Origin of the sequence: Mesorhizobium sp. 113-3-9 (genome assembly GCF_016756515.1) — a bacterium.
In the GTDB taxonomy this organism is placed as follows: Bacteria; Pseudomonadota; Alphaproteobacteria; order Rhizobiales; family Rhizobiaceae; genus Mesorhizobium.
The window spans coordinates 3,622,678-3,645,392 of the sequence record NZ_AP023246.1 but is presented as its reverse complement, the minus strand read 5'-3'; the positions used below and the strand labels follow the sequence as shown (position 1 = coordinate 3,645,392).

Annotated in this window: 8 protein-coding genes; 2 read left to right on the top strand and 6 right to left on the bottom strand. The window is 65.1% G+C overall.

The features are described from left to right. Positions 1-8 precede the first annotated feature (8 nt). The 6 genes from MesoLj_RS17690 to MesoLj_RS17665 form a co-directional block, all read right to left on the bottom strand. Entirely contained in the window at positions 9-2,363 is a 2,355-nt protein-coding gene (locus MesoLj_RS17690; RefSeq protein WP_202326925.1) for a dipeptide ABC transporter ATP-binding protein, read from the bottom strand. A 48-nt stretch (positions 2,364-2,411) separates the two neighbouring features. Beyond that, the gene (locus MesoLj_RS17685) at positions 2,412-3,569 is read right to left on the bottom strand and encodes an ABC transporter permease (RefSeq protein ID WP_202326924.1); all 1,158 of its coding nucleotides are present in this window, start codon (positions 3,567-3,569) and stop codon (positions 2,412-2,414) included. Positions 3,570-3,580: 11 nt separating this feature from the next. Beyond that, complete coding sequence (locus tag MesoLj_RS17680; RefSeq protein WP_056571884.1) at positions 3,581-4,615, bottom strand: ABC transporter permease; 1,035 nt, start codon at positions 4,613-4,615, stop codon at positions 3,581-3,583. 149 nt (positions 4,616-4,764) lie between these two features. Further along, positions 4,765-6,423 carry an ABC transporter substrate-binding protein gene (locus MesoLj_RS17675; protein ID WP_140775728.1) on the bottom strand — a complete coding sequence of 553 codons (1,659 nt, stop codon included), beginning with the start codon at positions 6,421-6,423 and terminating at the stop codon, positions 4,765-4,767. Positions 6,424-6,675: 252 nt separating this feature from the next. Continuing rightward, positions 6,676-12,732, bottom strand: a complete 6,057-nt coding sequence (locus tag MesoLj_RS17670) for a translocation/assembly module TamB domain-containing protein (protein WP_202326923.1) — start codon at positions 12,730-12,732, stop codon at positions 6,676-6,678. 1 nt (position 12,733) lies between these two features. Continuing rightward, a complete protein-coding gene (locus tag MesoLj_RS17665) occupies positions 12,734-14,662 on the bottom strand; it encodes an autotransporter assembly complex protein TamA (RefSeq protein WP_202326922.1) in 1,929 nt (642 codons plus the stop codon). Positions 14,663-14,942: 280 nt separating this feature from the next. Between MesoLj_RS17665 and MesoLj_RS17660 the strand changes: the two genes are divergently transcribed. Together MesoLj_RS17660 and pbpC are read left to right on the top strand one after the other, a co-directional pair. Beyond that, positions 14,943-20,441, top strand: coding sequence for an alpha-2-macroglobulin family protein (locus MesoLj_RS17660; protein WP_202326921.1), 5,499 nt, complete (start codon positions 14,943-14,945; stop codon positions 20,439-20,441). A 170-nt stretch (positions 20,442-20,611) separates the two neighbouring features. Beyond that, positions 20,612-22,702: a penicillin-binding protein 1C gene (gene pbpC / locus MesoLj_RS17655; protein WP_244735480.1), complete on the top strand. Its 2,091-nt coding sequence runs from the start codon at positions 20,612-20,614 to the stop codon at positions 22,700-22,702. The last annotated feature ends 13 nt before the right edge of the window (positions 22,703-22,715 follow it).

Below are 22,715 nucleotides of genomic sequence, written 5' to 3'. Positions count from 1 at the left end.
TGCCCGGGTTAGTGCCGCCTCGTCGTGTCTTTCGGCTTCGAAACACCGGTTTCGGAAACCTCGTCGCGGACTTCGTGGCGACGGGCTCGCATGCCGGCCTCGCCCTGCTCCACAGCGTCCCCGATCTGGTCGGCTTCCGCGCTGCCCGTTTTGCCACGCGGCCGGTTGGGCGCCGTCCCGGCCAAACCCGGCCCGGCCCCCTGCGCGTCGTCCGGCACGCCCTCATGCGCGGCGTGTTCCTTGTCGAACTTGATCACCGGCTCCATCTGCGCCAGCACGTCATCGGCCAGCCAGCACAGGCTCATATGGCCGTCACCGAGATGCTTGACCGGCGGCACCTTGGTCTCGCACAGATTGTCCGGCACCAGCTTCTTGTAGCCGCAGCGCGTCTGGAACGGGCAGCCAGACGGCGGGTTCATCGCCGACGGGATGTCGCCCTCAAGCACGATGTGCTTCTTGACCACGCTGGTGTCGGCGATCGGGATCGCCGACAGCAGAGCCTCGGTATACGGATGATAGGGCGGCGCGAAGATCTGGTCGGTCGTGCCTTGCTCGACGATGTAGCCGAGATACATGACGACGACGCGGTCCGCGATATAGCGCACGACGGACAGATCGTGGCTGATGAACAGCATCGTCGTCTTGTTCTTGCGCTGGATATCCATCAGCAGTTCGGTCACCGCCGCCTGCACCGACACGTCGAGTGCGGAGACCGGCTCGTCGGCCACCACCACCTTGGCGTCGCCGGCAAAGGCGCGCGCCACGCCGATGCGCTGCTTCTGGCCACCGGAAAGCTGGCGCGGCTTGCGCGTCTCGAAGGCGCGCGGCAGCTTCACCAGGTCGAGCAGTTCCAGCATGCGCTTGCGCCGGTCGGCGACCGTCTTGCCGACGTGGAACTTCTCCAGCGTGCGGATGATCTGCGAACCGACCGAATGGCTCGGATTGAGCGTATCGAACGGGTTCTGGAACACCATCTGGATCGAGGACACGGTGTCGACGCTGCGCTTCTCGATGCCGGTCGACTGGATCTCCTTGTTGCCCAGCGTCACGGTGCCGGCACTTGCCGTCTCCAGGCCGAGCAATACCTTGGCCAGCGTCGACTTTCCGCAGCCGGATTCGCCGACGATGGCGACCGTCTCGGATTCGCGCGCCATGAAGGAGATGGTCTCGTTGGCCTTGACGACACGGCCTTCGCTCGACCCGAACACCTCGCTGCCGCCGACCTTGTAGTACTTCCTCAGATCCTCGATCTTGAGCACCGGCGCGCCGGGCACGACGCGCTCATTGACCTTCTTGGCGCCGGGCGGCAGCGCCTCCCAGTCGATCTCGTTGAAACGCACGCAGCGCGAGAAATGGCCCTCGTGGCCGGCGACCTCGACCATGGGGATTTCGGCGGCGTTGCAGACGCCCTCGACGAAATGGTGGCAGCGCGGGCCGAAATTGCAGCCCTTGGGCCGCTCATGCGGCAGCGGCAACTGGCCGGGGATGGCGATCAGCGGCCGTGAGTTCTTGTCGGCGCCGGGCAGCGGGATCGAGCGGAACAGCCCTTGCGTGTAGGGATGGCGCATCCGATCGAAGACGTCCTTGATCTTGCCGGTCTCGACCGCCTCGCCCGAATACATGACCGTGATCCTGTCGCAAGTCTCGAGGATCAGGCCCAGATTGTGCGAGACGAAGATCATCGAGGTGCCGAACTTTTCGCCCAGCCCCTTGACCAGTTCGACGATGCCCGCCTCCACCGTCACGTCGAGCGCCGTCGTCGGCTCGTCGAGCAGAAGCAGCGCCGGCTTCGACAGCAGCGCCATGGCAATGACGATACGCTGCTGCTGGCCGCCTGACAGCTGGTGCGGATAGGAACGCATCATGCGCTCGGGGTCCGGCAGCTTGACCGAGCGCACCATTTCGACCGCGCGTTTATAGGCCTCTTCCTTCGACACCTTGTCGTGGATCAGCGGCACTTCCATCAGCTGCTGGCCGATCTTCATCGCCGGATTGAGGCTGGCCATCGGCTCCTGGTAGATCATGGCGATCTTGTTGCCGCGGATGGCGCGCAGCTCCTCCTCGGAGAGCTCGCCCATATCCTTGCCCTGGAACTTGATCTTGCCGCCGACGATCTTTCCGATGTTGGAGAGGTCGCGCATGATGCCCAGCGACACGGTCGACTTGCCGCAGCCGGATTCGCCGACGATGCCCATCGCTTCGCCGGGCATGACCGTGCAGGAAAAATCCATGACGGCCGGTATCTCGCCCTTGCGGGTGAAGAAGGAGATCGACAGGTTCTCGATCTCGATGATCGGCGCAGTGGTCGGCCCGGGGGTCGGCCCAGGGGTCGGCTTGTCGGGATTTCGAACTGCCTCGTTCATGGGTCGCTCCAATCCAAATTATACCAGAGGCGGGCCAGGGCCCGTCAATCAGTCTTTCATCGATTGCTCGCGCAGCGAGTCGGCCAACAGGTTGAGCCCCAGCACGAACGACATCAGCGCGATCGTCGGCGGCAGCGCCGGATGGATGAAGGAGCGCAGGAGCCGGCTGGCATCCTTGATCGCCGTGCCCCAGTCAGGGCTCTCCGGCGCCAGGCCGAGGCCGAAATAGCCGAGCGTCCCGAGCAGGATCGTGGTGTAGCCGATGCGCAGGCAGGCATCGACGATCAGCGGGCCGCGCGCATTGGGCAGGATCTCCCACAGCATGATGTACCAGGGTGATTCACCACGCGTCTGCGCCGCCGCCACATAGTCGCGCGTCTTGATGTCCATCACCAGGCCGCGCACGATGCGGAACACGCCGGGGCTGGAGGCGAACACCACCGCCACGAAGATGTTGAGCTGGTTGGGGTCGATATGCACGATGTGCAGCGGGTCCCTGTCGAAGACAAGGCCGAGATAGATCCAGCCGCCTATGATCAGCGTCAGGCCGAGCAGGATGTAGATCCGGTCCGGCCGGTTCTTGAAGCGCGTCCAGAACAGGACGCTGAAGAAGATGATCGGAAACAGGAAGAAGACGCCGGCCAGCGCATAGGGGATCGGCGTGTCCATGATCCCGGGCGTCACCAGCAGGTAGAACAGCAGGATCACCGGGAAGGCCAGCACGAGGTTGGCCAGGAAAGACAGGATGGAATCGATCTTGCCGCCGTAATAGCCGGCCGGCAAGCCGAGCGTGATGCCGACCATCAGCGCGAAACCGGTTGCCGCCGGTGCGATGATCAGCACGATCTGGCTGCCGTAGACCATGCGCGAAAACACGTCGCGCGCCAGCTTGTCGCCGCCGAAGAGATAGACGAGCCCCGATTGCGGCTCGATGGCGCCAGGCAGCGTGTCCTTCATGATCGGGATCTGGCCCAGCGGATCGAACGGCGAGATGGTCGAGGCGAAGATCGCCGTGAACAGCCAGAACAGGCAGATGAACACACCCGCTATGCCGACGCCGCTGTCGAAAAGCTGGCCATAGAGCGCCAGCTTCTTCTTGTAGAGAAAGCTCGCCCCCATGACGATGGCGAGCGCGACCCAGACCGGCCAGAAGCGCCACAGCACTTCAAGGATGATGGTGGAGGCGCCGATATATTGAGCTTGCATGCGCCTTCTCCCTACTGAACGCGGATGCGCGGATTGAGGAACGCGTAGCCGACATCGGAAATGAGCTGCGTGATCAGGACGATGAACACCGAGACCAGCGAACAGCCGAGCAAGAGATCGATGTCGTTGTTGCCCGCGGCCTCGACCAGCGTGTAGCCGAAGCCCTGGTAGCGGAACATGACCTCGACGATGACGACGCCGGTGAGCAGCCAGGGAAACTGCAGCATGATGACGGTGAAGGGCGCTATCAGCGCGTTGCGCAGCGCGTGCTTGACCACCACGCCGCGGAAGGAAAGGCCCTTCAACCGCGCTGTGCGGATATATTGCTGCGTCATCACCTCGACCATCGAGGCGCGCGTCATGCGCGCGATGTAGCCGATGCCGTAGATCGCCAGCGTGATCACCGGCAGCGTGAAATTGTAGAAGGTGATGCCCTGGCTCGCCGAGGCGGCCGAGCCGTTCAGCCAGCCGAGCCAGGAGGCGAAGACGACGGTGAAGATGACGCCCGAGACATATTCAGGCGTCGCCGTCGAGGCGATCGAGGCGACAGAAAGCACTCGGTCGGTCCGTGACCCCTCGCGCATGCCGGCGAGAATGCCGATCAGCAGCGAAACCGGCACCATCACCACCAGCACCCAGAACATCAGGATGCCGGTGGCGCCGAGCGCCGGGAACAGCTTGGCCGCGACCGTGGTCTTGAACTTGGTCGAGCAGCCGAAATCGCCCTCGATCACGCCGGAGAATGTCGGCACGGTCGGGTCGTTGCAGAAGGTGAAGCGTTGCGTCGTCTTGCCGGTCGCCGGATCGGTGATCGGTTGCTTGGGCAGGACGCCGAGCCACTGGCCATAGCGCGAGAAGAAGTTCTGGCGGTAGCCATGGTTGACCAGCCAGCTTTCGAGCTGATCGGCCGATGTGTGCATTTCGGTCTGGCTGATCGCCAGCTTCTTCAGATTGGGTTCGAGATTGACGAGGAAGAAGACGACCAGCGTCAGGCACAGCATCGTGAGCAGGATTGTGCCGATGCGTCTGATGATGAATGAGAACATGTGTGCCCCCCTGCCGGCCGGGTTGGGGTCATATGGTCAACCCTGTGACGAAAACCTTGTGACATCACGCCGCCGCTGCATCTCATGCAACGGCGGCGATCCCGCGGATGCGAAGGGCCATGCGCCCTTCGCATTCATCAAGCTGTGGGTCACGCCTGATCGAGCCAGACCTTGCCGAAGTCGTGCTCGTAGGTGGGGTGCATCGAGTGGTTCTTCACCTCGGGCTTGATGTTGATGTAGAGCTTGCGCCAGTAGGGCTGGATGATGATGCCGGAATCCTGCAGGATCTGCTCGATGTCCTTCATCACCACCTTGCGCTTCTCCGCATCGGCGATCCCGAGCGCCTCGTTGACCTTCTTGTCGAACTCCGGATTGGCGTAGGCCGTCTCGTTCCAGGCCTCGCCCGTGCGGTAGGCGATGGCGATGACCTGGATGCCCAGCGGACGCATGTTCCAGTTGGTCTCCGAGAACGGATACTTCGTCCAGTCGTTCCAGAAGGTCGAGCTCGGCAGCACGGTGCGCTTCACCTTGATGCCGGCCTCGCGCAGCTGGGCCGCGATCGCGTCCGTGGTGTTCTTGTGGTAGTCCTCGTCATTGCTGATCAGCTCGTGCTCGAAATCGATCACGCCGGCTTCCGTCAGCATCTGCTTGGCCTTGGCGATGTCGCGCTTGATCTTCGGCAGTTCGACATATTCCGGATGGATCGGCGCGACATGGTGGTTTTCGGCCGGCGTTCCGGCGTTGCCGTAACCAAGCTGCAGCACCACCGAATTGTCGACGGCCAGGCACATCGCCTGACGCACCTTCTGGTCGCCATAAGGCTTGGCGTTGACGTTGAAACGCGACACCACGGTGGCCGCGGTCACAACTTCCGAGGCCGGCGCGCCGACGCCTTCAATGATCTTGACGTAGTCGGCGGTCGTCTCGTGGTTGGTCTGCACTTCGCCCGATTCGAAGGCCGAAACCGTCGCAGCCGGATCGGTGCCGTAGTCGATGAACTCGACGCCGTCGAGGAAGGCCTCGCCCTGCCACCACTTGCCGGTCGTGCGGCGCTTGTAGACGACCTTCTGACCGACGTCGTAGGAGACGAGTTCGAACGGACCGGTGCCGATCGGGCAGTTCTTGAAGTTCGCGCCCTTCTCGTCGAAGGTCTTGTGGACGATGAGGCCGGGATAGTCGCACAGGTTCGGGATGATGGCGATATCCGGCTTGGTCAGCTTGAGCTTGACCGTCATGTCGTCAACCTTGACCACCGAGCCTTCGCGCAGCTTCTTGGTCGTATCATCGACGAGGCTGCCGAGGCGTCCCGGCATCGAGTTGCCTTCGGCGGACTTGTCGGCCCAGCGGGTGAAATTGTAGATCACGTCGTCGGCCGTGAACTTGTCGCCATTGTTCCATTCGACGCCCGGCCGCACATGCAGCGTGTACTCGGTGGCGTCGTCGTTGATGTCCCAGCTCGCCAGCAGATACGGCGCGAAGGTGTACTCCTTGGTGTATTTCACCAGCGGTTCGAGCGCCTGGCGCTCGGCATTGGAAATCTCCGACCAGTCCGCCGTGCGCGGATCCTTGGGGTCCTTGACCGACATGGCGACCTTGATCACGCCGCCCTTCTTGCCCTGCACGTCCTCGGCCCTGGCCGGCGTTGGGGCGGCAAGGCCGAGCAGACCGTAAGCCATGGCCGTCGAAGCGCCGAAGACGCTGGCAAGCGCCAGGAATTCGCGGCGGTCCACTGTTCCTGCCTTGGCTTCTTCGGCCATGGCCAGGATGTGGTCCGGAACGCTGTCGCCGTTACTTTTATAGATTGTCATGACTAACTCCCATTGTTGGCTTTCCGCCGTTTAACATTCCGCATCCGGGCCATGATGTCAAAGATGGCTTGGATTGGGAACATGTTAGCGAATGTGCAACTTTGAAAAGGGAGCGGTACGCGCGATAGCGACAGTCTTGACGCAAAATTGCTAGTGCGCCCAGATTCCGCCTAAATCTCCTCAGTCGATTAAATTGAGACATTGGCGCTGGTTACGACAGCGCCAGTCGTGGCCATGGTGAGGGCCAGCCTCTCAATATTCCTTCTCGTAGAAGATGCCGCCCTTGGCCTCGCCGGCGTCCGTCGCCTCGCCGCGCAACTTGACGCCACGCCCGACATTGAGGTCGATGGTCGCCTTGCCCGAACCCGGCTTGTCGCCCTTCTGGATGGTCACATAAGTGCGGTCGTTCAGGTATTTGCCGGCCGAGACCGCCGTCCCGCCCTGGCTGTCCGTGGTCACATCGAGATCGTCGACGCCGATGGCGCTGCGCAGGTTCTCGAGCAGCGAGGTCGAGCCGCCGACGCCGGCCAGTTGCGCGGCGGCTTCGGCAAGCTGCGCGATCTGCAGCGGCGACAGGTTCGACATCGACCGGCCGAAGATCAGTTGTGCCAGCACCTCGTCCTCGGGCAGCGCCGGCACCGAGGAGAAGGTGAATTTCGGGTTGGTCGCCTCGCCCGACACCACGATGGTGACGGTGGCGCCGGTCGTCGTCGTGGTCGCGGTCAGGTTGAGATAGGGCACCAGCGAACCGGAGAAGCCGACAGTGCCCTCGGTGAAGGTCAGCCGCTTGCCCAGGATCGACAGCCGGCCGCGCTGCAGGGTGAAGGTGCCGACCGCCTGCGGCGACGAGGCCGGGCCGGTCAGGCGGAGCGAGCCGCCGAGCTCGGCATCGACGCCCCTGCCCTGGATGAAAATCTGGTTCGGCGCGTTGACGGTGACATCGAGCGCGAGACCGCTGCCGCCGCTCTTGCCGCTGGTCGTCGCCGGGCGCAGCGCCTTGTCCTGCGCCTTGACGGCACTTGGCGCGTTCCTGTGCTTGACGTCGAGCGCCGAGAGCGAGCCGGGCAATTTGTCCGGAACCGTGATGACGGTCTTGGCGAGATTGACGGTACCGGCAATCGCCGGTGCCGATGTCAGCGGCCCTTTGATCGTGAGGTCGCCGCCGAGATTGGCGGTCACAACGCGCCCATCCGTATAGCGGCCGTCGGTCAGCTTGATCGAAAGGTCGGCCGGGAAGCCTTGCGCCGGGTCGATGCCGACCGTGCCGCTGGCCGACAGGCTGCCGCGCGTCGACAGCGTTCCGGTCAACCGGTTGATCCTGGCGACGCCGCCGCCGATCGAGACGTCGGCCGTGAGATCGTTGACGGCCAGGCCCGAGCGCGCATCGACGAGCCGCGCACCCGAGGTGCTGACGCTGCCGCCGATGACGGGCGACGTCGCGGGGCCACGCACCTGGACATTGACATTGGCGGTTCCCGTAAGCGCCAGGCCCTGCGCGGCGAGCTTCTGGCTGAGGAGGCCGAACGGCACGGCGCCATTGAAGTCGAGCACGAGCGCCGGCGTGCCCACCGTCGTTACCGTACCGCCGCCCTTGAGGCCAAGGCCGGCTCCGTCGCTGACATTGGCGTTGAAGGTCAGCTTGTTGCCGGCAAAAGTGCCGGACGAGGAAACGCTTACCGCGCCGACGCCGGCGCCGCGGGTCTGCGACGTCTGCACACCCGTGGCATCGATGTTGAAGGCCACGGCCGGACTGGCCGGCGCGCCGGTCACCTTCACCGTGCCTGAAATCGAACCAGCCGCGTCGAGGCCCGGCGAGAAACTGTTGGCGAGCGACATCGGCACCCGCGCCAGCGTCGCGTTGACGTCGAACGCCTGCCCAACCTTGCCGGTCACCGTCGCCGTGCCGCCGCCGAGATTGAGCACCAGCCGGTCGAGCGTCGTCGTGCCGTTGGCGATGCTGACGGTCGACGCCTGGGCGATCGCCGCCTTGATGCCCTGGACGGTCGCCTGGCCCGAGGCGAGCTCGATGGTGGTCGTGCCATTGGCCACCTTCACGCGGCCCGCCGCACTGGCTGGAATGCCCTTGACCGTGGCGCCGCCGGAAAAGCCCGTCCAATCGCCATCGCGCTTCAGATCGACATCGATGCCGCTGATCACGGTGCCGCCTGATATGACGCTGTCGGCGCGGATCTTGCCCGAGATGACCGGCGCGGCGAGATAGTTGGCGATCAGCGCGTCGATGGAGACGGCCTTCGCCTGCAGGTCGCCGCGCGTGATCGAGGCGGTGGCCGCCTTGATGGCAACCTGGGGTGCGGCGCCATTCCTGGTGAAGGCGATCGTGCCACGCACGTCGCCTTCGGCCTTTTCCAGCGCCAGCGCGGCGAGCGGGCCGATATCGGGCAGGTCGAGCGAGATCGTGCCTTCGGGCACGAACTTGTCGTCCAGCGCCAGATCGCCGGAGATCTTGTTCTGGCCCAGCGACAGGAGCAGGCCGTTGATGGCGCTCTTGCCGTCCGCCGTCGCCAGCACCGCGCTGCCTTGCAGGGCCTGTCCCGCGACATTGCCGGTCAGCTGCACATTCGCCGCCGGGTTGGCGGCATCGGCCTTGCCGGTGGCGATGAGCTTCAGCCCGGTGATCTCGCGCTCCGCCACCAGCAGCCGATCGCTGTTGACCGTCAGCGACAGGTCGGGCGCGATGGCTGGCCCCTGAGCGTTCAGCGCGAAGGCAATGGCGCCCTTGGCGCCCTTGGACAGCAGCGAGATGTCGCTCAGCGCGCCTTTGATGTCGGCGGCCAGCTTGTTGTCGGCAAGGCTCGCTTGCCCGCCGGCGGTCAGCGCGCCGGAGACCAGCTTCAGCCCATCGACATTGATGCTGCCGTTGGGATCGCGCTTCAGCGTGGCGCTGATCTGCGCCCGTTCACCAAGCATGCCGCGCGCCGCGGCCGGCAAGGCCGATGACGGAGCATCCGCATTGAGCTTGAGGTCGATGGCGCCGTCGCGCAGCGATACCTGCCCGGCAACCTGGCTGTTGAGCGCATCGCTTTTGAGCGAGCCGCTGTCGATCGCGACGGAATCGGCGCTCAGCCGGGCATTGAGAGCGGCCGTGACCTTGCCGGCGATCAGCGGCGCGATCGCTGCGTTGTCGAGGCCGACCTTGTCCACCGACACCGTGCCGGAAACCGCTCCGGCGCGGTTCTTGAGATCGAACGCATCGGAATGCAGCGCCAGGACAAGTCCGTCCACCTTCGCCGGGCTGGTGACGACCGAAGGCAAGATCGCGGAGACATCCAGGCGAGCCCGCGTGCTCTCCCCCGCCACCTTTGCCGACAAGGACTTGACCTCGATCTTCACAGGGCTCTCGGCGCTGCCGACGGTCAGCGGCAGGCTGGGGCCGGATGAGGTGAGATCCAGCGCAAAATCGCTGGCGCCGTTCGGATTGATGGTGCCGGTGGCCGTGCCGGAAATCTTGTCGCCGGACAGCGTCGCATGGTCGAGCGCGACGCCGCCGGCCAGGGTGTAGCTGCCAGCCGCATCGACCGCGAGCGGCCCAAGCCCGGCCTGGCGGGTCTGGCTGGTTTCGGCGCCGGCAAGCTGCGCGTTGAATCGAACTTCGGGGGCGGCTGGCGTTCCCGTCACTTGCGCCGTGCCGCCGAGCGTACCCACGGCATCGAGGCCGGGCGCAAAATCATTGGCAAGCGCCACCGGCAGCGCCGAGAACTGTGCGGCGAGATCGAGCGTCTGGCCGGCGCTGCCCGACAACGTCACCGCACCGCCGCCAATGTCGAGCGCCAGCTTCTCGATGCTGGTGGTGCCATTGGCGATGGTCAGTGTCGAGGGTTGGGCAATTGCCGCCTTGATGCCGCGGACCGTCGCTTCGCCCGAGGCGATCTCGACGCTGGTGGTACCCTGGGCGATCTTGACCCGGCCGGCCGCCGTTGCCGGAATGCCCGCTATCGTTGCGCCGCCGGTGAAATTGGTCCAGTCGCCGTCGCGCTTCAGGTCGACGCCGATGCCGCTGATCTCGGTGGCGCCCGACGTGACCGAGTCAGCCTTGATGGTGCCCGAGATCGCCGGCGCCTTGAGATAGTTGGCGATCAGCGCGTTGACGGCGATCGCCTTGGCGGTCATCTCGCCGCGCGCGATCGAGGTGCTCCTGGCATCGATGGTGACCGACGGCGTCTCGCCGTCCTTGGCGAAATTGATGGTGCCGTTGATATCACCCGTCACGGCCTGCCCGGCGAGCGCCGCCAACTGGTCGATTGCGGGTGCCGCGAGCGTCAGCGTGCCCAGGGGCATGAACTTGTCATCCAGTGCCAGGTCGCCCGAAACCTTGTTGTCGCCCAGCGAGATGAGGAACCCATTGATCGACCGCTTGCCCTCGCTCGTCACCAGCGCCGCCTTGACGGCGAGCGGCTGATCGTTGACGGCGCCGGTAAGCGAAACATCGGCGGAAGGGCTCGCTATGTCGGCCTTGCCGCTTGCCGTCAGCTTGATCGCCTTCACTGTGCGGCCCGAGGCCGTCAGGCTGTCGCTATTGGCGGAGACGGTGAAATCCGGGGCCGTCCTGACGCCGCTGGCCGATAGCGCGAAATCGACGCCGCCGGCAACCGGCACGCCGACCATCGGCGACAGCACCGAAACGTCGCCGAGCGTGCCCTTGATGTCGGCCTGGATGTCGGCGCCCTGCGCGCTGGCGGTGCCGCTGGCGCTGAGCGTCCCGGAGGTCAATGAGATCGAATTGGCGGCGAAAGCCCCTTGCGGATCGCGCGTCGCGGCGGCCGAGAATTTCACGCGCTCGCCGAGCACCGAGCTGATCTGCGGCGGCAAGGCGGTCGAAACCGCATCGGCATTCATCTTGAGCTGCATCGACAGGTCCGCGAGCGCCACCGTCATCGTCAGGGAGGCATTGAGCGCATCGGAACGCAGCGTGCCCTGGTCGATGATGATGGCATCCTTGCTCAGCGATCCTGCGAGATCGACGTCGACCTTGCCGGTGACCAGCGGCGCCAGCGTCGCCACGTCGGTCTTCAGCCCGCCCGCCGTCAGCTTGACGGCGACCGGCCCGGAGCGATTCTGGATGTCGAAGCCGTCGGAATGGATCTGCGCCGCAAGGTCGTTCAGTTGCGTGCCGCCCGCCACTACAGAAGCCAGCGAAGCACCGATGTCGACGATCGGCGCCTTGCCGTCGCCGAACGCACGCGCGGTCGCGTTCCTGATCGCCAGCGTGATTGGTTGCGCAGCACTTCCCACGGTAATCTGCACAGGCGCGCCCTTGGCGGCAATTTCCACAGACAGGTCACTGGCGCCGGCCGGATCGGCGATGCCGGTCGCTGTGCCATGCACGGCATCGCTTTCGATGCTGGCCCGGTCGACACTGATGCCGCCGGCCGATGTCGCGGTGCCCGCGACATCGAAACTGGTCTTGCCGGCAAACAGCGGCTTCAAGTTCTCCGGCAGGAACCGGGCAAAATCGCCGTCACCCTTGGCCTCGACGTGGCTGCCCTTGTCGGTCGACTGGTGGCGGCCCGTCAGCTGAGTAACGATCTCGCCGTCGACCGTGAACGTGGCAATGCCGTTCCAGTTGGCGAGCGGCCCCGTGCCTGAGACGGTTATATCGACCGCCGGCGTATCGGGCAGCTTGAGCAGGTTGGCGATGATACCGCCTGCCGGCTCCGAAGCCTTGAGCTCGAGGTCGAGCCTGTTGTCGGCTGGCGCAAAGTGGATGTTCGCATCGACATTGCCTTGCTTGCCGTCATGGCGGGTGACGTTGAGCGTGGTCTCGACCGCCAGCGGCGCCGCGTCGGCCTTTAGCATCCCCTTGGCGGCGAGTTCGGCGATGCCGCTGCCGGCCAGCTGCTGTCCAAGCGCGATTTCCGGCAGGTCGATCTGCTTGATGTCGATGGAAACCGGCAGCGTCGTCGTGCCGCCGCTCGGCGCCGGCTGTTGCGTGCCGGCCACCGGCAGCCGTGCCAATTCGATGCGCTCGGCCGCAATGCGGTCGGCACTGAAGCTTTTCGACAGCAGCGCCAGCGGCGACCAGTCGACGGCGACCTTGCGCGCCACCAGCCAGGCCCCGTTGCGGTCTTCCAGCACGACATGGTCGACACTGAGCGCGCCCGACCAGATGCCGTCGATGCCGCTGACCGTGACCTTGCGGTCGTCGCTCGATGCCAGCCGCGAAATGATGCCGGCGAGATTGTCGCGTCCGCGCTCGGTCTTGGTCAGGACGACGAGCGCGCCGATCGCGCCCGCGACCACGATCAGCAGCGTGTAAAAAACAATGCGAAGAATGCGCCAGAACGTCTTCATGTCAGAACGCCTGCCCGATGCCGGCATAGATGCCGAAATGCGGATCACTGGGATCGCGGTTGAGCGGCACGGCGGCATCGATGCGCAACGGCCCGAACGGCGTCACATAACGCAGGCCGACGCCGGCGCCGACCTTGACGTCGGAGAAATTGGGCACCGACTTGGTCGACACCGTGCCGGCATCGACAAACGGCACGATGCCGATCGTGTCGGTGACTGCGATGCGCATTTCGACCGAGGTCTCGAAGAAGGACAGGCCGCCGATCGGCTGGCCGGTGAAGTCTTTCGGGCCGATGCCCTGATAGGCATAGCCGCGCACCGAACCGCCGCCGCCGGAATAGAAGCGCCGGTCGGCCGGAACGTTCTCGAGCCCGGTGCCGACGATCGAGCCGACGGCGACGCGCTCGGCCAACACGAATTTCGAGGCCGTATCCAGCGACTGATAGGCCGACCCCTCGCCCTTCAGCTTGAGGAAGGCGGCCCCGCTTATGATGTCGTAGCTCGGCTCGGCATAGGCCAGCACCCGGAAGCCCCTGGTCGGGTTCAGCCTGCTATCCCTGTTGTCGTAGACATATTGCAGCGGAACGCTGGCGATCAGGTAGGTGTGCTTGCCGAACGCATCCGTGATCCTGGAATAGTCGAGCGCAACCTCCGCCGAGACAGTCTGCTTCTTGTCGAGCTCATAGGACAGGCCGGTGCTGCCCTTGACCGAGAAATGGTCGTAGGCGTCGGGATGCTCGAGTACGGTCTTCACGCTGGCAAAGAATTTCGACGCCGGCCCGATCACGCCGGGTTTCTCGAACATGATGCCGGCATTGTAGTTCAGATCGGACAGATTGTTGCTGCCGATGCCGCTGATGGCGCCATCGATGCGCAGCTTTTCCGCGTGACCAAACAGGTTGCGGTGTCCCCAATAGCCTTCCAGCCCCAGCCCCTCTGTGTTCGAGAAGGTCCCGCCCAGGCCGAAATAGCGCGGCTTGCGCTCGCTGACCTGGACGCCGATCGGAATGTTGCCGTCGGCATCGAGCTTGTCGGCTTCCTTGAAGGTCACGCTGTTGAAAACCTCGAGCGCCAGCAGCCTGTCACGCGCATCGCTGATCTCCTGCGGCGAGTACTGCCGGCCGCGCTTCAGCCCGGTCATGTATTCGGTGAAGTCGCGGTCGACCTTCTCGGTGCCTTCCACCGTGGTCGCGCCATAGCCGGCGACAGGGCCTGCCGCAACGGTCAGCGTCACGTCAAGTGTCGAGGTGGCATGGTCGGCGACGATCTGCCGGCCGGTCACCTTGGCGAGCGGCCTGCCCTGTTCTTTCAACGTGCGCACGATCAGCGCCTCGGCCTTCAGCACCGCGCCCGATCCGGCGTCGCCGCCCGATATCAGGCCGTAATCGGCGCTCATCAGCCCCGCCGCGTCCCCTTGCAGCCTGATATCGCCGAGGGTGAATTTGGGGCCGGTCGCGATATTGATCGCCACTGGAATCGGCTGCGGGCCCTTGAATTCGGCGTCCGGCGGTAATTCGTCGAGCGGCTTGCCGTCGATGGTGATGGTGACCACGCCTTCGTAGCGGGCATCGGCGAAAAGTGCGGCAACCAGCTGTTCGCGGTCGCTGCGCGCCTTCGCCATCAGCCCGAGCGAGCCGGAGACCGGCCGATCCTCGTCGCCCTTCAGTGCCGAGGCGTTCTCGAGTTTCTTGACAAGATCCTTGTCCGCATCGGGCGCCGTGAGGGTCACGGCATAGCGCAGCGGGTCGACAATGTCGGCGTCCTCGTCGTTGGACGACCCCCACAGCTTGATGCCGAAAAGTTCGAACGCAGCCGCGGACCTTGATTCGGCGACCAGCGCGGTCGAGCAGATCATGGCCAAAAGCAGGGCGCGCGAAAGAACGCGCCCTGGCGCGGTCCCTCCTGACATCTGCTTTTCATGCGCTGGCATTACGACAACCTAGGTTACAAAACTAAAATTGGAATGAAGTTCTGAAGCGCACGTAAAGGGGCCACAATCCAATTGTCTGAAATAGGACGGGCTTGGAATTCACACCTTCTGCGTTTCCGCAAGAAAGCGTGATCCCCTGTCCTATGGAGGTTACTGTCCGCATACCGGTCCTTGGCCGGAAAATAAACCGTTGGCAGGCGGAACCTGCCGCGTCCGCGCGTTGACAAGCTCGACTGAAGCTTGAACATGCCCGGACGTTTGCACTTGTCTGGAGGGTGTTATGGCAATGCGCAAGGCTCGTGGTCTGTCGATTCTGGTCCTTCTTTTCTTCGCCTGGGCCAATGCCTTGGCCTGGAACGGCGTCGCCCAAGCAGCCGAGGCCCGGCGAATCGCAACGACCGACAATTCCGATTATTTCGGCTTCGATCTGCGATCCGACCAGAATGTCACCCTCGACCAGTGCAAGACAACATGCCTTGGCGACCCGGCCTGCCGCGCCTTCACCTACAACACCAAGGCCAAATGGTGCTTCCTCAAATCCGACTACAACCAGCTGAAGCCCTTCAACGGAGCAGTTGCCGGCAAGATCGTCAACATTGACGGCGATCCGGATATCGGCGCGCCGCCGGAACTCGCCTTCTTCCCCAACTGGATGGCCGATCAGGCGCAGCAATACCGCAACAGGCTGCTTGGCCCGGCCTATGACAAGCCGACCGAAGGCATGGCGGCCCTGATCAGTTCGGCCGAGCAGGCCATGCAGACCGGCGACCATCGCTCCGCCATGCAGAAATACGAGGCCGCGGCCTCGGTGATGCCCGATGATGGCAAGCTCTGGCTCAATCTGGCGCGTGAAACGCTGGCCGTGCAGCCCGCCGCCAACACCTCCGAAGCGTCTACCTTGCCGATGAACGCCACTTCGGCCGCCTTCAACGCCTACAAGCTTTTGCGCACCACCAAGACGCGCGCCGACGTGCTGGCGCTGCTCGGCGCCGGCCTCGACAAGCGCGATCTCTACCGGCCGGCGCTGCAGGCCTATGAGGCGAGCCTTGCGCTGGTGACGTCGCCGGCCGTGCAGGCCGACTATGCAGATCTGAAGGCCCGCAAGGGTTTCCGCGTGATCGACCACAGCGTCGATGCCGACACCAGCGCGCCGCGCATCTGCGCGCAATTCTCCGAGGAACTGGTCAAGACCGGTGTCGACTATGCGCAGTTCGTCACCGTCGACAACGCACCGCCGAAGGGCGTCGAGGCCAAGGACAAGCAGATCTGCGTCGAAGGGCTCGAACACGGCCAGCATTACGACGTGACCTTCCGCGCCGGCCTGCCGGCGGCAATAGGCGAAGTGACCGCCGCTCCCGTGGTGTTGTCGATCTATGTGCAGGATCGCGCGCCGTCCGCCCGCTTCACCGGCGACAGCTTCGTGCTGCCGGCCGGCGCACGCCGCGGCATTCCGGTCGTCACGGTCAACATGAACGCCGCCGAAATGAAGCTCTACCGCATCGGCGACCGGTCGCTGGCGCAGCTTCTGTCGGGCTACCAGTTCCTGCACCAGCTCGACGGCTATGACATCTCCAACATTTCCGAGCAGATGGGCGCGCCGGTCTGGCAGGGTCAGCTCGACATCGTCAACGACCTCAACAAGGAGGTCACCACCTCCTTCCCGGTCGACGAAGCGCTGCCGCAGCGCAAGCCCGGCGTCTATGTGCTGACCGCCCAGGCCGTCAACGACAAGAGCGACGACTACAATTCGATGGCCACGCAGTGGTTCGTCGTCTCCGACATCGGCCTGTCGACCTATACCGGCCAGGACGGGCTCAATGTCTTTGCCCGTTCGCTGGGTTCAGCCAAGCCGATCGCCGGCGCCGAACTGACGCTGGTTGCCCGCAACAACGAGGTTCTCGGCACCGCGACGTCGGATGCCGACGGGCACGCCGTCTTCAATCCCGGCCTGACACGCGGCGACGGCGGCATGGTGCCGGCCGTGCTGATGGCCAAGCAGGGCGACAATGATTTCGTCTTCCTCGACATGTCCAAGGCCGGCTTCGACCTCTCCGATCGCGGCGTCACCGGGCGCGCGGCGCCCGGTGCGCTGGACGTCTATGCCTGGACCGAGCGCGGCATCTACCGTGCCGGCGAGGATGTCCATGTCGCGGCCCTAGCCCGCGATGGCGCCGCCAAGGCGGTCGAGAACCTGCCGCTCACCTTCATCTTCTCGCGCCCCGACGGCGTCGAGGACCGCCGCATCGTCAGCGACGGCGCCTCGGCCGGCGGCCATGCCGTCGACCTGCCGCTTGAACCCAACGCCATGCGCGGCACCTGGTCGGTATCGATCTACACCGACCCGAAGCAGCCGGCGGTCGCCAGCCAGATGTTCCTGGTCGAGGATTTCGTACCGGATCGCATCGAATTCGACATGAAGGCCGACAAGCAGGAAATCGCGCGGGGCGAAACCGCCAACATCAACATTGACGGCCGCTTCCTCTATGGCGCGCCGGCGGCGGGCCTGGCGCTGGAAGGCGAGTTAACGCTGTCGACGTCGCGCGACTGGGACCGCTTCCCCAACTTTTCCTTCGGCCTCGCCGACGAGCAGTCGGCGGAGCCGACGGTAACGCCGCTCACCAACCTGCCCGTGGTTGGCGATGACGGCAAGGCGACCTTCCCGATCTCCGTTGACCAGTTGCCCTCGACCACCAAGCTGGTCGACGGCAAGGTGACGGTGCGCATGCGCGAAACCGGTGGCCGAGCCATCGAACGCTCGCTCAACATCGGCATCCGCCCGCAAGGCCATATGATCGGCATTAGACCGGACTTCGCCGATGGTGAAGTGCCGCAGGGCGGCACGGCCAAGTTCAGCCTGATCGCCGTCGACCCTGATGGCAAGCGCGAGGCGCTGAAAGGCGCGCAGTGGACGCTGGTCAAGGTCGAACGCAATTATCAGTGGTACCGCTCCAACAATTCGTGGAACTACGAGCCGGTTACCTTCACCAAGTCGATCGCCAATGGCCAGATCGACCTCAACGCCGATGGCGACGCCACCGTCTCCGTGCCGGTCGACTGGGGCCAGTACCGGCTCGAGGTCGAAACCTCGGATCCCGAGGGACCGGCGACCAGCTATGAATTCGACGCCGGCTGGTATGTGGCCTCGACGACCACCGAAACGCCTGACGGACTGGAGATCGCCCTCGACAAGGACAATTATGCCGCGGGCGAAGTGGCCAAGCTGAAAGTCTCGCCGCATTTTGCCGGCGAACTTCTGGTCAATATCGGTTCCGACAAGCTTTTGAAGACCATCACGGCGACCGTGCCGGCCGGCGGCAGCACCGTCGATATTCCGGTTGGCGACGATTGGGGCGCCGGCGCCTATGTCACGGCAACCCTGTTCCGGCCGGGCGATGCGCAGGAAACGCGCATGCCGGCCCGCGCCATCGGCGTGAAATGGCTGACGGTCGATCCGGGCTCGAAGAAGCTCGCCGTCACCTTGACGCCGCCGGACAAGACGATGCCGCGCCAGCAGCTGTCGATCCCGGTTTCCGTGGCCGGCGTGCAGCCGGGCACCAACGCCTATGTCATGGTTGCCGCCGTCGATGTCGGCATCCTCAACCTGACCAACTACAAGGCACCGGATCCGGAGAACTGGTTCTTTGGCCAGCGCATGCTGGGCATGGAGATCCGCGACATCTATGGCCGCCTGATCGATGGCTCGCTCGGCACCACCGGCAAGCTCAGGACCGGCGGTGACGGCGCCAACATGCAGGCGCAAGGCAGCCCGCCGACCGAAAAGCTGGTCGCCTTCTTCTCCGGCCCGGTCGAGCTCGACGCCGACGGCAAGGCGCGGATCGACTTCGACATCCCGCAGTTCAACGGCACCGTGCGCGTCATGGCCGTCGCCTGGACCAAGGAAGCGGTCGGCCATGCCCAGTCGGATGTGATCGTGCGCGATCCCGTGGTCATCACCGCCGGCCTGCCACGCTTCCTGGCGCCCGGCGACAACGCCGTCATGCGGCTCGATGTGGCCGACACCGACGGCCCGGCCGGCGACTATGCGCTGTCGATCGACACGACAGGCGATCTCTCGACGGGCGACAAGCCCCTGCCCCAGAAGCTGACGCTCGCCCAGGGCAAGCGCCAGACGCTGACCGTGCCGCTGATCGCCAAGACGCCGGGCAATGCCTCGCTGACCATCAAGCTGGCGCATGCCGACGGCACCAAGGTCGAGCAGACGCTCTATGTACCGGTGCGCCCGGCGCAATTGCCGGTCACCACGCGCCTTGTGGTCGACCTCAAGGGCAATGGCGGCGCGCTGCGCGTCGACAAGGAACTCCTGGCGGCAAGCCTGCTTGACGGCGCTTCCGTCAGCGTCGGCGTATCGCAGGCGGCGGCTTTCGACGTGCCCTCGCTCCTGATGACGCTCGACCGCTACCCCTATGGTTGCGCCGAGCAGACCACCAGCCGCGCCATGCCGCTTCTCTACGTCAACGAGCTGGCCTCGGGCATCGGCATGGAAAGCGACCCCGACCTGCATGGCCGCATCCAGGATGCCATCTACAAGGTGCTGAGCTATCAGTCCTCGAGCGGCAGCTTCGGCCTGTGGGGCCCGGGCTCCGGCGATCTGTGGCTCGACGCCTATGTCAGCGAGTTCCTGACCAGGGCGCGCGAGCAGAAATACGACGTGCCGGCGCTGGCCATGAACCAGGCGCTGAGCAATCTGCAGAACTCGCTCGGCTACGACCAGAGCGTACAGGACCGCGGCAGCGAGATCGCCTACGCCCTCTACGTTCTGGCCCGCAACAAGAAGGCCTCGATCGGCGATCTGCGCTACTATGCCGACACCCAGCTCGAAGCCTTCTCGAGCCCGATGGCCGTTGCCCAGCTGGCGGCGAGCCTTGCGCTCTATGGCGACACGCAGCGCTCGGAGGCGACGTTCAAGACCGCGCTGCAGCTCGCCAAGTCGAGCAGCGACTACGACTGGTACCGCTCCGACTACGGCTCGGCGCTGCGTGACGGCGCGGCGATGTTGTCGCTGGCGGCGGAATCGAAGCCGGTGTCGACGATCGTGCCGGAGCTGATCAAGCTGGTGACCAGGGAACGCGCCGAAGCCCGCTGGACCAGCACCCAGGACGATTCCTGGATGCTGCTGGCGGCTCGCGCGCTGAAGGAGGGCAATGACTCGATCACGCTTTCCGTCAACGGCGCGCCGCATTCGGGCGGCTATTCCAACCAGGTCAACGGCTCCGAGCTGGTCGACAGCCCGATCGAAATCGCCAACACCGGCAAGACCCCGCTGCAGGCCGTCGTCACCAGCGTGGCGTCGCCGATCCAGCCCTTGCCGGCCGGCGGCGACGGCTTCACCATCAGCCGTACCTACTACAGGCTCGATGGCACCGAAGCCAATGTGACGGAGGCAACCCAGAACGAGCGCTATGTCGTCGTGCTCAAGGTCACCGAGCAGAACAGCTGGCCGTCGCGCCTGCTGGTCACCGACCTGTTGCCGGCCGGTTTCGAGATCGACAATCCGGGCCTGGTCTCCAGCGCCCAATTGACGAACTTCTCCTGGCTGGCACAGACCGACGCCGCGCACCTCGAATTCCGCGACGACCGTTTCGTCGCGGCGTTCAACCCCGCCGACGGCGATCACGACCACAATCTGACGCTTGCCTATGTGGTGCGCGCCGTGACGCCGGGTACCTACGCCCATCCGGCGGCGACGGTGGAAGACATGTACCGGCCGCAATATTCGGCCCGCACCGCCACCGGCATGATGGAGATCAAGGCGCCCTAAGGCGCCTTGGCGAATATGAACGTGAGGCTTGCGCTGCCCCTCATTGCCCTGCCGGGCATTTCTCCCCGTATAGTGACGGGGAGAAAGGGGCTAGCGCCGACCGCCGCGACAGCTCCCTCCCCGTCACTATACGGGGAGAAGGTGCCGGCAGGCGGATGAGGGGCGGCACTATGCTCTCCAGAAAATTTCTCCGTAGGTCAGCCATAACGCTAGCTTCCTGCGCCGGCATCCTGGCCCTGTCGGTCGCTACCCTCTGGGAACTCGACCGCGCCTTCCCGCCACCGCTACCAGCGGAACTCACGGTCTCCACGGAAGTCCAGGATCGCGACGGCCAGCTGTTGCGCGCCTTTGCCACGCCGGACGGCTACTGGCGGCTCGAAACCCATCTCGACCAAGTCGACAAGCAGTTCGTCGACATGCTCGTCACCTATGAGGACAAGCGCTTCTGGGACCATGAGGGTGTCGACGTGCTGGCGCTTTGCCGAGCCGCCGGCCAGTTCGCCACCAGCGGCCACATCGTCTCCGGCGGCTCGACGCTCTCGATGCAGCTTGCGCGCCTGATCGAGCCGCGCGAAAGCCGCAGCCTCGGCTCCAAGGTCAAGCAGATGCTGCGCGCCATCCAGATCGAGCGGCGGCTGTCGAAGAGCGAGATCCTCGAACGCTATCTGACGCTGGCGCCCTATGGCGGCAACCTGGAAGGCGTGCGCGCCGCTTCGCTCGCCTATTTCGGCAAGGAGCCGAAGCGGCTCACCGTCTCCGAAGCCGCCCTGCTCGTCGCGCTGCCCCAATTGCCGGAAAAGCGCCGGCCCGACCGCAATCTGGAAATCGCCCACGCCGCCCGCGACCGGGTGCTGGCCCGCATGGTTTCGTCAGGCCTGATCGGCGAACGCGAGGCCGCGCGGGCCGCGCTCGACGATGTATCAGGCCTGCGCCGCACTCTGCCGGCACTTGCCGCGCACGCCGCCTATGCGATGCTGCCCAGGGCCGTTCCCGGTCAGCCGCTCAAGCTGACGATCCGCAAAAGCGTCCAGCAAGGGCTGGAGCAGGTGGCGCGCGACGCCGCCACGAAGCTCGGGCCGCGCCTCTCCGTCGCCATGGTGCTGGCCGATTCCCGAACCGGCGACATCCTCGGCGAAGTCGGCTCGGCCAATTTCTTCGATTCCAGCCGCTCCGGCTGGATCGACATGACCAAGATCGTGCGTTCGCCCGGCTCGACGCTGAAGCCGTTCATCTATGGCCTCGCCTTCGAGCAGGGACTGGTGGCGCAGGAAACGCTGATCGAGGACAGCCCGGTCGATTTCGGCGGCTACAGGCCCAGGAACTTCGACATGGGCTACCAGGGCGATGTCAGCGTCCGCCAGGCGCTGCAACTGTCGCTCAACGTGCCGGCGATCCGCGTGCTCGACGCGGTCGGCCCGGCCCGGCTGACAGCACGCTTCCGCCAGGCCGGCGTCAACCCGATCCTGCCGGTCAACGAGGCGCCCGGCCTGGCCATCGGCCTTGGCGGCGTTGGCGTCACGCTGCGGGATCTCGTCCAGCTCTATACGGGCCTCGCCAATGGCGGCAAGACGCACACGCTGCATGACGGCACCGAGCCGGCCAATGCCGAACGCACCACCGCCACCATCCTCAACGACCAGGCGAACTGGCAGATCATCGACATATTGTCGGGCGTGAAGCCGCCGGAAGGCGCCCTGCAGCGCGGCATCGCCTACAAGACCGGCACGTCCTACGGCTACCGCGACGCATGGTCGGTCGGCTTCGATGGCCGCTATGTGCTGGGCGTCTGGGTCGGCCGCCCCGATGCCAGCGCCGTGCCGGGCCTCTCGGGCTATGTCTCGGCCGCCCCAATCCTGTTCGAGGGCTTTGTCCGGTCCGGCCTTGCCACGGTGCCGCTGCCCGGCAAGCCGCCCGGCGCCTTCACCCCCAAGCGCGAGGATCTGCCGGTGACGCTCGCCCGCTTCGGCGCCGGTGCCGACGGGCTGGTGCAGGCGACGCCGACCGAACCCGCCCCAACCATCATCTTCCCGCCGGACGGCGCCCGCGTCGATCTCGCCACCAATTCGGCCGATGCCTCGCCGCTGGTGCTGAAATTGCAAGGCGGCCGTGCGCCATTTCGCTGGCTGGCCAACGGCAAGCCGCTCACTGGCATCGACCGCCGCCGCACCGCGACCTGGCTGCCCGACGGCGCGGGCTATTCGACGCTGACTGTCATCGACGCGGCTGGACGTGCGGCGAGCGTCAAGGTGTTCGTCGAGTGAACGCGCTCCTTGA

What these genes read in the sequence shown, in the direction of transcription:
- MesoLj_RS17660 (WP_202326921.1), top strand. Translation starts at nt 14,943, where the DNA reads ATGGCAATGCGCAAGGCTCGTGGTCTGTCGATTCTGGTCCTTCTTTTC.
- MesoLj_RS17680 (WP_056571884.1), bottom strand. Translation starts at nt 4,615, where the DNA reads ATGTTCTCATTCATCATCAGACGCATCGGCACAATCCTGCTCACGATG.
- pbpC (WP_244735480.1), top strand. Translation starts at nt 20,612, where the DNA reads ATGCTCTCCAGAAAATTTCTCCGTAGGTCAGCCATAACGCTAGCTTCC.
- MesoLj_RS17670 (WP_202326923.1), bottom strand. Translation starts at nt 12,732, where the DNA reads ATGAAGACGTTCTGGCGCATTCTTCGCATTGTTTTTTACACGCTGCTG.
- MesoLj_RS17690 (WP_202326925.1), bottom strand. Translation starts at nt 2,363, where the DNA reads ATGAACGAGGCAGTTCGAAATCCCGACAAGCCGACCCCTGGGCCGACC.
- MesoLj_RS17685 (WP_202326924.1), bottom strand. Translation starts at nt 3,569, where the DNA reads ATGCAAGCTCAATATATCGGCGCCTCCACCATCATCCTTGAAGTGCTG.
- MesoLj_RS17665 (WP_202326922.1), bottom strand. Translation starts at nt 14,662, where the DNA reads ATGCCAGCGCATGAAAAGCAGATGTCAGGAGGGACCGCGCCAGGGCGC.
- MesoLj_RS17675 (WP_140775728.1), bottom strand. Translation starts at nt 6,423, where the DNA reads ATGACAATCTATAAAAGTAACGGCGACAGCGTTCCGGACCACATCCTG.